At 70.8% G+C, this 13,881-nt stretch carries 12 protein-coding genes and 1 riboswitch; of the genes, 9 read left to right on the top strand and 3 right to left on the bottom strand.

What is annotated here, in order from left to right:
- Positions 1-214: 214 nt before the first annotated feature.
- The 8 genes from BMW88_RS07115 to BMW88_RS07080 all read left to right on the top strand — a co-directional run bounded on the left by BMW88_RS07115 (position 215) and on the right by BMW88_RS07080 (position 9,634).
- Positions 215-1,627 carry a resuscitation-promoting factor gene (locus BMW88_RS07115; protein ID WP_089949792.1) on the top strand — a complete coding sequence of 471 codons (1,413 nt, stop codon included), beginning with the start codon at positions 215-217 and terminating at the stop codon, positions 1,625-1,627.
- A gap of 356 nt (positions 1,628-1,983) precedes the next feature.
- Positions 1,984-2,814 (top strand): 16S rRNA (adenine(1518)-N(6)/adenine(1519)-N(6))-dimethyltransferase RsmA, encoded by an 831-nt coding sequence (gene rsmA, locus BMW88_RS07110; RefSeq protein WP_218148017.1) that lies wholly within the window; start codon positions 1,984-1,986, stop codon positions 2,812-2,814.
- Positions 2,815-2,901: 87 nt separating this feature from the next.
- A riboswitch (SAM riboswitch) is annotated at positions 2,902-2,995 on the top strand.
- Between the two features lie 215 nt (positions 2,996-3,210).
- A complete protein-coding gene (locus BMW88_RS07105; protein ID WP_089949790.1) occupies positions 3,211-4,209 on the top strand; it encodes a methionine ABC transporter ATP-binding protein in 999 nt (332 codons plus the stop codon).
- A complete protein-coding gene (locus tag BMW88_RS07100; protein WP_089949789.1) occupies positions 4,206-4,889 on the top strand; it encodes a methionine ABC transporter permease in 684 nt (227 codons plus the stop codon). Before BMW88_RS07105 ends, BMW88_RS07100 begins: the two co-directional genes overlap by 4 nt.
- 27 nt (positions 4,890-4,916) lie before the next feature.
- On the top strand, positions 4,917-5,708 hold the full coding sequence (locus tag BMW88_RS07095) for a MetQ/NlpA family ABC transporter substrate-binding protein (protein ID WP_089949788.1): 792 nt from the start codon (positions 4,917-4,919) through the stop codon (positions 5,706-5,708).
- A 57-nt stretch (positions 5,709-5,765) separates the two neighbouring features.
- The gene (locus tag BMW88_RS07090; RefSeq protein ID WP_089950237.1) at positions 5,766-6,728 is read left to right on the top strand and encodes a 4-(cytidine 5'-diphospho)-2-C-methyl-D-erythritol kinase; all 963 of its coding nucleotides are present in this window, start codon (positions 5,766-5,768) and stop codon (positions 6,726-6,728) included.
- A gap of 110 nt (positions 6,729-6,838) precedes the next feature.
- A complete protein-coding gene (locus BMW88_RS07085) occupies positions 6,839-7,825 on the top strand; it encodes a hypothetical protein (protein ID WP_089949787.1) in 987 nt (328 codons plus the stop codon).
- A 42-nt stretch (positions 7,826-7,867) separates the two neighbouring features.
- The gene (locus BMW88_RS07080) at positions 7,868-9,634 is read left to right on the top strand and encodes an ABC-F family ATP-binding cassette domain-containing protein (protein ID WP_089949786.1); all 1,767 of its coding nucleotides are present in this window, start codon (positions 7,868-7,870) and stop codon (positions 9,632-9,634) included.
- A 66-nt stretch (positions 9,635-9,700) separates the two neighbouring features.
- Here the strand turns inward: BMW88_RS07080 and BMW88_RS43955 are convergent, their stop codons facing one another.
- Positions 9,701-11,023 (bottom strand): DivIVA domain-containing protein, encoded by a 1,323-nt coding sequence (locus tag BMW88_RS43955; protein ID WP_281249371.1) that lies wholly within the window; start codon positions 11,021-11,023, stop codon positions 9,701-9,703.
- 100 nt (positions 11,024-11,123) lie between these two features.
- On the opposite strand from BMW88_RS43955, the gene BMW88_RS07060 reads away from it, so the two are divergent.
- Positions 11,124-12,737 carry a fatty acyl-AMP ligase gene (locus BMW88_RS07060; RefSeq protein WP_089949785.1) on the top strand — a complete coding sequence of 538 codons (1,614 nt, stop codon included), beginning with the start codon at positions 11,124-11,126 and terminating at the stop codon, positions 12,735-12,737.
- Here the strand turns inward: BMW88_RS07060 and pth are convergent.
- Positions 12,734-13,327, bottom strand: coding sequence for an aminoacyl-tRNA hydrolase (gene pth / locus BMW88_RS07055; RefSeq protein ID WP_177220986.1), 594 nt, complete (start codon positions 13,325-13,327; stop codon positions 12,734-12,736). The two genes, BMW88_RS07060 and pth, sit on opposite strands and share 4 nt — an antisense overlap.
- The gene (locus tag BMW88_RS07050) at positions 13,317-13,823 is read right to left on the bottom strand and encodes a DivIVA domain-containing protein (RefSeq protein ID WP_245777611.1); all 507 of its coding nucleotides are present in this window, start codon (positions 13,821-13,823) and stop codon (positions 13,317-13,319) included. The genes pth and BMW88_RS07050 overlap by 11 nt, the downstream gene beginning before the upstream one ends.
- Positions 13,824-13,881: the final 58 nt, after the last annotated feature.

The raw sequence follows: 13,881 nt of genomic DNA, 5'->3' as shown, positions 1-13,881 counted from the left end.
CGGTGACCCCGTTACTGTCCCGTGACCGTGCCACCTGAACCGACCCTGTCGGTTCGGAGCACGCCCGCAGTCGGGGCGGGACCGAAGCCAGAAGCGCGAAGAAGCGAGACCACGTAGGAGGAGTTGCCGGGAACCTTCGAGCTCCAACTCGAAATTTCTTGTCAACACCAACTGTGCGGTGGCCTCGAGCTTCCGCAATGGAGGTATCGACCCAGTGTCTGGAAGCGACAGTTCTGCCGCTCCGTACGACTTCAACGACGACACCGACTGGTTCACGCCGGTCAAGGTGGACACGGCCGTTGGACTCGTCGACCCCCACCCGAGCTTTCCCGCCGGTGCGCTGACCATCACGCCCGCGGACGTGCTCGAGGTGCTCGGCCCGGACGCCGACGACCTGCTCGCCACGGCCAACGTCGACGTCGACGAGCTGATCCGGCTCATCAACGCCGAGACGACGATCATGCCGCCCCTCGTCCTCCCGTCGGAGGAAGAGGAGAAGAGCGACCCCCAGGTGCTCGTCGCGGCCGCGACGAGCTGGAAGCGCCGCTTCCTCAAGGGCGCGGTCGCCGCGGTCCTGGTGTCGATCTCCGGCGGTGGCGTCACCGCGATGGCGATGGACAAGTCGCTGACCGTCGAGGTCGACGGCGCGCTGCAGACCGTCCACTCCTACGAGGGCACGGTCGGCGAGGTCCTGGCGGAGGAAGGCATCGTCGTCGGTGAGCACGACGCCCTGTCGCCCTCGCTGAACGCCCCGATCTCCGACGGCGGCAAGATCAGCCTCGACCGCGGCCGCCTCGTCAAGATGAGCGTCGACGGCCAGGCCCGCGAGGACTGGGTCCGCTCGGTCACCGTCGAGGAGGCCGCGCGCCAGATGGGCGTGCCGACCGAGGGCGCGTGGTTCTCCGCCCCCGGCACCCAGGACATCCCGCTCGAGGGGATGAACGTCGAGGTCAAGACCCGCAAGAACATCAAGCTGTTCGACGGCGCGAACCCGGTCCGCGAGGTCCAGACCACCGCCCTCACCGTCGACGAGCTGCTCAAGAGCGAGAACATCGCCCTCGGTGCCGAGGACGCCGTCACCTCCGGTGCCGACGTCCGCCTGGCCTCGGGCGCCGAGGTCTACATCTCCCGCACCGGCGTCACGGTCATCAACGTGACCGAGCCGGTGGCCGCGCCGGTCGAGAAGACCAACGACCCGAACATGAACGCGGGCGAGCAGAAGGTCCTCGACCCCGGCACGCCGGGTGAGCAGGTCTCCCAGTACCGCGTGACGGTGAAGAACGGCAAGGAGATCAGCCGCGAGAAGATCGGCGGCAAGGTCACCAAGGAGCCGAAGCCCAAGAAGGTCGTCGTGGGCACCAAGCCCCTGGCCGGCGGCGAGGTCTGGGACCGCCTCGCCAAGTGCGAGGCAGGCGGCAACTGGGCCATCAACACCGGCAACGGCTACTACGGCGGCCTCCAGTTCAACAAGAGCACCTGGGACGCCTACGGCGGCGGCGTGTACGCGGCCTTCCCGCACCAGGCCACCCGCGAACAGCAGATCGCCATCGCCACCAAGCTGCGCGACGGCCGCGGCGGCACCTACTCGGCGTGGCCGGGCTGCCGCGCGAAGCTGGGCCTGCCGTAAACCCGCACCACCTCTCGCGCGACCTGGCGAAGGCCGCTCCTGTTGGCAGGGGCGGCCTTCGTCGTTTCCAGGGCAACGCGTGACGGCGAGTGGGCGAAGATCGGCAGGAGCAAGACCCGCCACGACAGGCTGACGCAGGGGAGCGAGCCGACCCGCGCGCCACCAAGCCGAACCCGTCCGCGCAAGCCGTCCACCGCCCAACCGGCGCCGCCCCCACCGGTCCCGCAGCGGGCTGCCTCCGTCCGCGCTACCCGTCACCCGTGCCGCCTCGCCCGACGCCACCCCTGCACCGCCATCCACCCCGCCCATGCCCCCAACCCCCACAACCACGCTGGTGCGAGAATGCACAGGTGAGCCTGTTGGGACCTGCCGAAGTCCGCCGTCTAGCCGAAGAGCTGGGCATCCGCCCCACCAAGAAGCTGGGCCAGAACTTCGTCCACGACCCCAACACCGTCCGCAAGATCGTCGCCGCCGCCGGCCTCACGCCGCGGGACGTCGTCCTGGAGGTCGGTCCCGGCCTGGGCTCGCTGACCCTCGCCCTCCTCCCCGCCGCCGAGCAGGTCGTGGCGGTGGAGATCGACCCACCGCTGGCGCACCGCCTCCCGCAAACCGTGGCGGAGATGGACCCGGAGAACGCCGGGAAGCTCCACGTGGTCCTCGAGGACGCCATGAAAGTCACCCAAGAAGACCTGCCGGTGCAACCCACCGCGATCGTCGCGAACCTGCCGTACAACGTCGCGGTGCCGGTGGTCCTGCACCTGCTGAGCGAGCTCCCGACCCTCGCGAAGGGGCTCGTGATGGTCCAGGCCGAGGTCGCCGACCGCATGGCGGCCAAGCCCGGTGGCAAGATCTACGGTGTCCCCAGCGTGAAGCTCGCCTGGTACGCGGAGGCGAGGAAGGCCGGCGCGGTCGGCAAGAACGTGTTCTGGCCCGCGCCCAACGTCGACTCGGGACTGGTTGCCTTCCGGCGCCACGAAAAGCCGTTGTCCGATGTGGACCGGAAGAGGCTGTTCTCGATCATCGACGCCGCTTTCGCGCAGCGCCGCAAGACCCTGCGGGCGGCTCTCAAGGGGTGGGCCGGCGCGTCGCGCGACGTCGACGAACTGCTCCGCGAGGCGGGCGTCGATCCCCAGCTGCGGGGCGAGCAACTCAGCGTGATCGACTTCATCCGGATAGCCGAGGCCTGAGCCGGGGATCCTTCGGCCAACAGTGTGATCTGTCGAACGAATCGGAATCTGGCTTGCGCAACCGAACGTCCGTCCGGTTGACTGCAACTGCCATCCGGAGCGACTGAGAGACCTGGCTCTACGACGTCGCAGCAACCACCCGCTGGATGCGGGCAGGTGCTAACGCCAGGACCGATGGAGGATCACATGGGTACCACGCGAATGCTGACGCGCCGTCGAGTCGTCGACCAGTGCCGTCGCACCGCTTCTGCATGTCGTCGCCACCTCGTCTAAGGCGCCTTCTCACAGTCCTTTGACGCGCACTCAGCCATCGAGTGGCGCACACCTGAGCAGAACTCCGACCACGCACCCCTGAACCAGGGGGAGTGCGTCGTCGCGCGCAGCCGTGGAGCACAAGTGATCACTGTCGAAAACCTCACCAAGTCCTTCCAGGGTGTCAACGCCCTGAACGGCGTGACCCTCGACGTCCAGGCGGGCACCGTGCTCGGTGTCGTCGGCCCGAGCGGGGCCGGCAAGTCGACGCTCGCCCGCTGCGTGGCGCTGCTCGAGCGGCCCGACTCGGGTGCCATCCGCGTTGACGGCACGGACATCACGAGCCTCGACGGGTCGGCCCTGCGTGCCGCTCGCCGGCAGATCGGCGTCGTGCCGCAGGGGGACTCGCTGCTCAGGCAGCGCACCGCGGCCGGCAACATCGCGCTGCCCCTCGAAAGCGCCGGGGTGCCGGGGCCGCAGCGCCGCAGCAGGGTGGGCGAGCTGCTGGACCTCGTCGGGCTGACCGACAAGGCCGGCGCCTACCCCGACCAGCTCTCCGGCGGGCAGCGTCAGCGCATCGCCGTGGCGCGGGCGCTCGCCGCCAACCCGTCCGTCCTCCTCGCCGACGAGCCCACCAGCGCCCTCGACCCCGAGACCACCGGTTCCGTGCTGACGGTGCTCGACCGTGCGCGCGCTGAGCTGGGTGTGACGGTTCTCGTCGTCACGCACGACATGGGCGTGGTCCGCAAGATCTGCGACGACGTCGCCGTGCTGGAGCAGGGCCGCGTCGTCGAGCACGGCAAGGTCCTCGACCTGGTCGGCGACGCCGGGAGCCGCACGAGCTCCGCGCTGCTGCCCGCCGTCGACCTGAACCCGGTCAACGAGAGCAGCTACGACCGCGTCGCGGACGTCGTGCTCGTCGGGTTCGCCGCGGTCGGCGCGCTGCTGCCCGAGGTCGCGAACCGCTTCGGCGTCGAGCTGAACATCGTCGGCGGTGGCCTCACGCGGCTGGGCGAGACGCCGGTCGCGCGGTTCCGCCTCGGTCTGAACGGCGAGCGCTCCGACTCCGCTCTCGAGTGGATCAGCGAAGCCGGTGGCGCGGTGCAGAGGTCCTTGAAGGGACCGCAGGGAGTAGCTGCGTGAGGTCTGCAACACCCTGGTCCGACGTGGTCACCTACCTCGTCGAGGCCACCGGGGAAACGCTGTACATGGTCGGCGTCTCCACCGTCATCGCCACTGTTCTCGGAGTTCCCGTCGGGGTCTGGCTGCAGCTCACCGCCAAGGGCGGGCTGCGGCCGAACGCCGCGGTGCACCGCGTGCTCAGCTTCGTCACCGACCTGGGCCGCTCGATGCCGTTCATCGTGCTGCTCGTCGCGCTGACGTCGGTCACCCGCCTGATCGTCGGTGGCTCCATCGGCAGCACGGCGGTCATCGTGCCGCTGGCCGTGGGCGCCATCCCGTTCGTCGGGCGGCTTGTGCAGAACATCCTGTCCGAGGTGCACGTGACCGTGGTCGAGGCCGCGATCACCACGGGCGCCTCGACGTTGAAGATCGTGCGCAGCGTGCTGATCCGCGAGTCGCTGCCCGCGCTGATCAACGCCATCGGCGTCACCGTGATCGCTCTGATCGGGTACTCGGCGATGGCGGGCGTGATCGGTGGCGGTGGCCTCGGCGACCTCGCTATCCGCGAGGGCTACCAGCGCTTCAACGACCGGATCCTGTGGAGCACCGTGGCGTGGCTCGCCGTGCTCACCACCGTGATCCAGCTCGGTTTCACCCGTGCCGCCCGTGCCTCCGACCGGCGCCGGCACGCCTCCGTCTGACCAGAAGCAATTCTCAAAAGGAACATCATGCGTATTAAGGCTGCCCTGATCGCGGTCGCTTTGACTGCTTTGTCCGCTTGCTCGTCGGCTGGGGGGTCCGCCTCCGACACGCTCAAGGTCGGTGTCTCGCCCGTCCCGCACGCCCAGATCCTCAAGTACGTGGCCGACAACCTCGCGTCGCAGAAGGGTCTGAAGATCGAGGTCGTCGAGTTCACCGACTACGTGCAGCCCAACACCGCGCTGGTCGACGGCTCGCTCGACGCCAACTACTTCCAGACCGTCCCCTACCTGGAGACGTTCACGAAGGAGAGCGGCGCCAAGGTCGACTGGGTCCAGCCCGTCCACGTCGAGCCGCTGGGCCTCTACTCGAAGAAGGTCAAGAAGCTCGACGAGCTGCCCTCCGGCGCCAAGGTCGCGCTGGCCAACGACGCCACCAACGAGGCCCGCGGCCTGAAGCTGCTGGAGGCCAACGGCCTGGTCAAGCTCAAGGCCGTCGACCAGCCGACCGTGCGCGACGTGGCGGAGAACCCCAAGAACCTGCAGTTCGTGCCGTTGGAGGCCGCTCAGCTACCGCGGTCGCTGGAGGACACCGACGCGTCGGTGATCAACGGCAACTACGCCATCGACGCGGGCCTCAAGCCCGCCACCGACTCGCTCGCGCTGGAGAAGGCCGAGGGCAACCCCAACGCCAACGGCCTGGTCACCCGGACCGAGCTCAAGGACGACAAGCGCATCCGCGACCTGGCGGAGCTGCTGGGATCGCAGCAGGTCAAGGACTACATCAAGCAGACGTTCGACGGCTCGGTCATCCCGGTGTGACGGTGTCGGCGACCGGGGGAGGAGTCCGGAACACCAGAACGCCCGTAGGCTGACGTGGTGCTCGCAGTCGTTCCGCCCCCGGTCACGGTTCGCGTCCCGGCCAAGGTCAACCTGCACCTGGCCGTCGGTGACGTGCGCCCGGACGGTTACCACGACCTGGTGACGATCTTCCAGGCGCTCTCGCTGGTCGACGAGGTCACCGTCGCGGTGGCCGACGAACCCGGCGTCGAGGTGCACGGCGAAGGCGCCGACCAGGTGCCCACCGGGGCCTCGAACCTGGCCTGGCGCGCGGTCCGGCTGCTCGCGGCGCACGTGGGCAGGGACCCCGACGACCCGAAGGTCCGCGTCGTCATCCGCAAGGCCATCCCGGTCGCGGGCGGCATGGCGGGCGGCAGCGCGGACGCGGCGGCGGCGCTCGTGGGCCTGTCGTCGTTGTGGCGGCTGGAGATCAGCCGCGACGAGCTGGCCGAGCTCGCCGGAAAGCTCGGCGCGGACGTCCCCTTCGCCCTGTACGGGGCCACCGCGCTGGGCACGGGCCGCGGCGAGCGGATCGTGCCGGTGCTCGGCCGCCACCAGTTCCACTGGGTGCTGGCGTTCGACCGGCGCGGACTGTCCACTCCGGACGTCTTCGACGAGCTGGACCGCCTGCGCGCGGAGGGCGACCCGCCGCGCGTCGGTCCCGTCGAGGCGGTGCTGGAGGGCCTGTCCTCCGGTGACCCGCGCCAGCTCGCCCTGTTGCTGGGCAACGACCTCCAGGCCGCCGCCGTGTCGTTGCGGCCGAACCTGCGCCGCACCCTCCGCGCGGGCGTCGACGCCGGCGCGCTGGCCGGCATCGTGTCCGGCTCCGGGCCCACCACGGCGTTCCTGTGCGAGGACGGCGACACGGCGGTCCGCGTGGCCGCCGAGCTGGCCGGTGCGGGCGTGTGCCGGACGGTCCGGGTGGCGCACGGGCCGGTGCCCGGCGCACGTGTGATCACGACCGACGAACCGAAGCCCACCCCGCCCGAGGTCCACGCCTGAGATCCCGTAGCGCCGCACGCGCCCCGGTGCGCTGCGCCCGTTCCAAACGGGGGCGATCCCGAGTTCTCGGGGCGCGTGCGGCTCCTTCGCCGGCGGGGGGAGACGACGACGTGGGCGGACGGCTGCGCCGAGACCTGTTCCGGATGGTCGTGTCGGACCTGGTCGGCAACCACCCGAACCTGCACCCCGAGCGCCTCGACCACTACGCGGGCCTGGTCCGCCGCAGCACCGTCGAGGATCCCGGGTGGACCGCCGCACTGCTGCGCTGGACCCGCCACGGCGCCGGGCTCGCCTACACCGCGCACGCGGGCGCCGCCGAGTTCCTCGCGGCCCGCCTGGCCGCCGGCCTGCACGGCATGTCCCGCCAGGTCGTCGACTCCGTGCTCGCGGAACCCAACGACCCCACGTGGCTGCTGAACTACTGGAGCTACAAGCACGGGCGGGCACTGCCCAAGCCGTTGAAGCGCGGCATCGGCGACGCCGTCCGCCGCCTCTACACCGAGGAGTCGGTGCGCGAGCACGACCACACCTTCATCAGCCTCCGGTTCGGCGACGTGCTGAACCGCGTGCACCCGAAGCCGGTCGACGAGCGCCAGTCCGCGCTGTTCCGGTCGATCGTCGACCGCCGCTACGACCGCAACGCCGAGGAGTGCCGGCCCCCACCCCCGCCACCGCCGCCGCGGCTGCCCCGCGTTCCCGGCCGCACGCTGCTGCTGGCCGACCTGACGGCGGTCGAGCGGTACGGGTTCGAGGACACCGCCGAGACGGTGCTGACCAGGTGTGAGAGGGCCGACGTCGTGCGGTTCCGGCGTCACGGCCTCCCCACCGATCGCGAGCGCGCCCTGCTGAAGGTCGTCCGCAGGAGTTTCCGCCGCCACGACCGGGTCGTCGTCATCACCGAGTCGCAGCAGCTCGACCGGTCGTTGAGCAGGTCGGTGCGCCGGAACGTGCCGCTGCACGTCTGGGACCTGAACGAGCGGGACGCGGAGTGGGCGACGGTGTCGCGGCACCGCTACCGCCACCACGCCACCGGCGCCGGCGCGCTGCGCGCCCTCGTCCTGTTCGAGGCTGGTGAGCAGGGCCTTTGGCCCTGGTAGGTAGCCTGCACGGGGTATTTCTTCCGAAGTCGTGAGGTTTTGATGGCCAACCTGGTCAACCTGGAGACCGTGTCGAAGTCGTTCGGCGTCCGGCCGCTGCTCGACGGCGTGTCGCTCGGCGTCAGCGAGGGCGACCGGATCGGTGTCGTCGGCCTGAACGGCGGCGGCAAGACGACGCTGCTCGAGGTGCTGGCCGGGGTGGAGCCCGCCGACGACGGCCGGGTGTCGCGCTCGCGCGACCTGCGGATGGCCGTCGTGACGCAGCGCACCGAGCTGCCGGAGGGCTCGACCGTGCGCAACGCGGTGATCGACCCGCTCGGGTTCGACGCGGAGCACGAGTGGGCGGCCGACGCCCGCGTGCGGTCCATCCTGGACGGTCTCGGGATCATGGCGCTGGGCCTCGACTCCGTGGTCTCCACGATGTCCGGTGGCGAGCGGCGCCGGGTCGCGCTCGCGGCCGCGCTGATCCAGGACCTCGAGCTGATCGTGCTCGACGAGCCGACCAACCACCTGGACGTCGAGGGTGTGCGGTGGCTCGCGGAGCACCTGCTCGCCCGCAAGTGCGCGCTCGTCGTCGTCACCCACGACCGGTGGTTCCTCGACACGGTCTGCAACCGCACGTGGGAAGTGGTGCAGGGCAAGGTCGAGCAGTACGAGGGCGGCTACGCCGACTGGATCTTCGCGCGCGCCGAGCGTCAGCGGCTCGCGGACGCGGCGGAGGAGAAGCGGCAGAACCTGGCGCGCAAGGAGCTCGCGTGGCTGCGCCGCGGCGCGCCCGCGCGCACCTCCAAGCCGCGCTACCGGATCGAGGCCGCCGAGGCGCTGATCGCGGACGTGCCGCCGCTGCGCGACAACGTCGAGCTGATCGCGTTCGCCAAGAAGCGCCTGGGCCGCACGGTGATCGAGCTCGAGGACGTGACACTGTCCATTCCGGACCGCGTGCTGGTCCGCGACCTGACGTGGCGCATCGGCCCCGGTGAGCGGATCGGTCTGGTCGGCGTCAACGGGTCGGGCAAGACGACGTTGCTGCGGCTGCTCGCCGGTGAGCGCGAACCCGAGACGGGCAAGCGGATCCAGGGCCAGACCGTGAAGATCGCGCACCTGTCGCAGGAGCTGCTCGACCTCGACGGGTCGATGCGCGTGCTGGAGGCGATCGAGGAGGTCGCGAGGCGCGTCGTGCTCGGCAAGTACGAGATGTCGGCCTCGCAGCTCGGCGAGCGGTTCGGGTTCTCCTCGCAGAAGCAGTGGACCCCGGTCTCGGACCTCTCCGGTGGTGAGCGGCGGCGGTTGCAGCTGTGCCGGCTGCTGATGGCCGAGCCGAACGTGCTGCTGCTCGACGAGCCGACGAACGACCTGGACATCGACACGTTGCAGCAGCTCGAAGACCTGCTCGACTCGTGGGCCGGCACGCTCGTCGTCATCTCGCACGACCGCTACCTCGTCGAGCGCGTGTGCGACCGGGTCGTGGCGCTCTTCGGCGACGGCGGACTGACCGACCTGCCCGGCGGCATCGACGAGTACCTGAAGCGCCGGGACTCGGTGCGCGACCGGGAGACCGCCGCGCCCGCCGCGGCCAAGGCGCCGTCGAACGCCGCGGACCAGCGCCTCGCCCGCAAGGAACTGGCGCGGCTGGAACGGCGCCTCGAGGTGCTGCACAAGAAGGAGGCCGAGCTGCACGCCGCGCTGGCCGAGGCAGCGACCGATCCCGACCGGCTGCTGAAGCTCGACGCCGAGCTCCGCGCGGTGCTGGCGGAGCAGGCCGATGTCGAGACGCAGTGGATGGTCGCGGCCGAGGTCGTCGAGGGCTGACCTCCCCTGGCGCGTCCCGTGAGGTCGTCCGGCTGCCGCGGACGAGACCCGCGGGACACGCGCCGGCTAGCGCCCGCGGCGGCGCAGCTCGGCGGCGAGCTGGGGCAGCAGCTCGTCGATGAACGACGTGTCGTAGCCCTGACCGGAGAGCAGCGCGTAGCTGAAGCGCGCCTTCATGACCTCCTCCGAGGTCGCCCCCAGCATGCCGTCGAGCGCGACGCCGATCTCCTCCAGCATCCGGTCGACCTGCGCGGTGCGGTAGCCGCGCTGGCCGGACGCCGCCTGCGGGATCCGCAGCTGCCGCAGGTCCTTCCACGACTTGATCTGGGGCATGCTGCGCACCGGTCCGGAGAGCTGCTGCTCGACCCGGCTCAGGAACGCGTCCACCTCGGTCTCGTCGTAGCCGCGTCGTCCGATGAGCGGACGGGAGAACCTGATGTCGCGGACGTTCTTGCCGGTCAGGTTGTCCTGGCCGAGCAACGTCGCCTCGATGCGGTCGAGGAACGCGTCCACCTGGGACTCCTGGTAGCCGCGGCGGCCGCGGGGCGGGCGGTGGAACGCGACGTTGCGGACGTCCGCCGCGGTGAGCCGCGGAGCGTCGACCGACCTGGGAGCCGCGGGCTTCTGGGCCGGGGCCTGCTGCTGGGGGCGCTGCGCCGGCTGCGGGCGCCTCTGCTGGGGCCGCTGCTGTTGCTGGGGCAGCTGGGGCGTCCTGGCCGAGCGGGCGGGCTGGGGGGCCTGCTGCGGCTGCGGCGCCTTGGGCGGCGGCGCGGTCTCGAACATCAGGACCACGAGGTCGAGGAACGTGTCGACGTCCTCCTCGTCGTAGCCGAACGTGCCGGGCGCGGACTCGCCGAACACGGCGTCCTGCACCTGTTGCGCGGTGAGGTTGTCCTGGCCGCGCAACGTCGCCTCGATGCGGTCGAGGAACGCGTCGATCTGGCCCTCGTGGTAGCCGCGGGTGCCGGGTCTGGGCTTGTGGAAGCGCACAGCGGCAACGTCGTCCGGGGACAGCCGCACCGCGGGTCTGAGCGCCTGCGACGTGGCGTGCGCGCCCTGGGCGGGCGCCGAGGCCTGCTGGCGTTGCGGAGTGGACCGCAGCGTGTCCGCCACGAGCTCCATGAAGACGTTGACCTCGTTCACGTCGTAGCCCGGATCCCGGGTCGCCGTGCTGAACTTGACGTTGAGCACGTCCTCGCGCGTGAGGATGTCCCTGCTGCGCATGGTGTCCTCGACGCGGTCGAGAAATGCGTCCACCTCAGCCGCGTCGTAGCCCCGTTGTCCCTTCGGGGGACGGTGGAACGCGACCAGGGCCACGTCCTGCGCGGAGAGCAGAGGTGCCGGATGCGCGGGCAGACGATGCTGCGCTCCGGGGCCGCCCCGATCCACCAATGACCTCCTCCTGCGTACCTGTACTGGGGAGTATCGCGTTTCACGTGGCATAACGTTTCGCCCTGATGGACCAAAGGACGCCACTACGATCCCGGACATGAGTCAGTTCGTGGATGTGATGCTGGCGACGGCGGCAAACGGCGGGGACAGGGGCATGACGACGGGGGAACCCGCCGCGCCTGTCCGCCGGACCTGGGCCGAGGTGCACGAACGCGCCCGGCGGATGGCCGGTGCGCTCGACGTGGCGCCGGGCACCGCGGTCGCCGTGCTCGCCGCCGAACCCGCGGTGATCGCGCCGGCCGTGCAGGCCGCGTGGTTGTGCGGTGGCAGCGTCACGATGCTGCACCAGCCCACACCACGCACCGACCTGGCCGAGTGGGCCGAGGACACGCTGCGGGTGCTCGCCATGATCGACTCGCGGCTGGTCCTGCTCGGCAGCCCCTTCGACGCGCTGGCCCCCGTGCTCGACCAGCACGGGATCCCGTACCGCAAGCTCTCCGAGCTCGACGGCGAACCGATCGCCGCTCCTGTTCCCACTCCCGAGGATGCCACGGCACTGCTGCAGTTGACGAGTGGGTCGACCGCGGATCCCAAAGCGGTGCGGATCACGCACCGCAACCTGATGGCCAACGCCTCCGGGATGCGCGTCGCGGCGGCACTGGACCCCGGCTCCGACGTGATGGTGTCGTGGCTGCCGCTGTTCCACGACATGGGGATGGTCGGCTTCCTGACCGTGCCGATGCTGTTCGGCCTGGAACTGGTGAAGGTCACCCCCGTCGACTTCCTGTCGCGCCCGACGTTGTGGGCCGACCTGATCACGCGGTACCGCGGCACGATCACCGCGGCGCCGAACTTCGCCTACGCGATCGTGGCCCGCCGGCTCGCCTCCTCGTCGGACACGTTCGACCTGTCCTCGCTGCGGCTCGCGCTGAACGGGGCCGAGCCGATCGACCCGGCCGCCGTGCGGGCCTTCGTGGACGCCGGGGCGCGGTTCGGGCTGCGCCCCGAGTCGATCCTGGCCGCCTACGGGATGGCGGAGACCACCCTGGGCGTGGCTTTCGCGCCGCTGTTCACCGGCCTCTCGGTGGACGTCGTGGACGCCGACGCGGTGGAGGCGGACCGCCGCGCCGTGCCCGCCGCCGAAGGGCGGGCGTTCCCGCTGCTCGGGCCGCCGCTACCGGGGCTGGAGCTGCGGGTGGTCTCCGACTCCGGCGAGGTGCTCGGGGTCCGGGACGTCGGCGAGCTGCAGATCCGGGGCGAGGCCGTCACTCCGGGATACCTGACCGTGGACGGGCCGCTGGCCACTCAGGACTCGGAGGGCTGGCTGTCCACCGGCGACGTCGGGTACCTGGTGGAGGACGGCCAGGTCGTCGTGTGCGGACGCCGCAAGGACGTCATCATCATGGGCGGGCGGAACATCTACCCGACCGATGTGGAGCGTGCCGCCTGCTCGGTCGAGGGGGTGCGGCCCGGCAACGCCGTGGCCGTCCGGCTGGACGCCGGGACTCAGCGGGAGCGGTTCGCCGTCGTCGTGGAGTCGAAGCTCGCCGGGGACGGCGACGCGGAGAAGGACCTGGTCAAGCAGGTCACAGCCCGTGTCGTCGACGCGGTCGGGTTGCGGCCGTTCGCCGTGGTGGTGCAGCCGCCGGGGACGTTGCCGAAGACGCCGTCCGGCAAGCTCCGGCGATCCGCGGCGGCCGCGCTGGTCTAGTGGAAGGCGTTCTGCGCGGCTTCGAGGCCCTCGGTGACGAGGGCCTCGGTCGCGTCCGCCGCCCGGTCGATCTCCAGCGCGAGCTGCTTGCGCTCGACCGTGGAGAAGTCCTTCAGCACGTAGTCCGCGGGGTCCTGGCGGCCGGAAGGACGGTCCACGCCGAAGCGGACGCGGTGGTAGTCCTTGGTGCCCAGCGACTTCGTGATCGAGCGGAGTCCGTTGTGGCCGTTGTCGCCGCCGCCGAGCTTCATGCGGATCGTGGCGAAGGGCAGGTCCAGCTCGTCGTGCACGACGACGATGGTGGTGGGCTTGAAGAACTTCACGGCGCTCGCGACGGGGCCGCCGGAGAGGTTCATGAAGCTGCGTGGCTTCGCGAGCACCACGCGGTGCCCGGAGAGGCGGCCTTCGACGATCTCGGCGCCGGAGCGGTGGGCCTTGAACTTGCCGCCCACCCGGCCGGCCAGCTCGTCGAGGACCAGGAAGCCGATGTTGTGGCGGTTGCCCTCGTACCGGGGGCCCGGGTTGCCCAGGCCCACGATCAGGGCCAGCTCGTCTCGGACCGGATCATTCGGGGCTCGGTCATCGGCCACGGAACCGCAACTCCTGCTCGAGGTCGTCCAGCAACGTGTCGACGGCCTGCACCTGGTACCCCCTGCCCAGCAAGCCGGACGTGGTGCTGAACCGGGTGTTGCGGACCTCGGTCGAGGTCATGGCACCCCGGCCGTCCAGGTTGGCCGCGGCACGGGCGATGAAGGCGTCGACTTCGGCGCGATCGTAGCCGGTGCCGGTCTTCGGCAGCTTGCGCGCGTACAGGTCCGCACCGGTGTTCAGGCCCGTCGGCGGCACGATGCCGTTGCGGACCTGGAACTCCAGCAGGTGCAGGACGCCGTCGACGCTCAGCGGGTCGTAGCCGTTCTGGACCGTGGCGAACCGGACGGTGCGCACGTGGTCCGGGTTGAGGCGGAGACGGCCCGCCAGGGCGTCGGCGATGATCAGCAAGAACTCGTTGACCTGGCCGGGGTCGTAGCCCTGCCGCTTGCGGCGGAAGGTCTTCGACCGGATCTCGGCCGGGCTCAGGTACGGCAACGGCGCGCCTCCCCCCTCGTGAGGGGGTGGCGCGCCGTCTGTGCGGCCCGACGTGATG

This window comes from Lentzea xinjiangensis (assembly GCF_900110955.1).
Taxonomy (GTDB): domain Bacteria; phylum Actinomycetota; class Actinomycetes; order Mycobacteriales; family Pseudonocardiaceae; genus Lentzea; species Lentzea xinjiangensis.
Note: the sequence above shows the minus strand (reverse complement) of the source record. Positions and strands in the feature narration are given on the sequence as shown.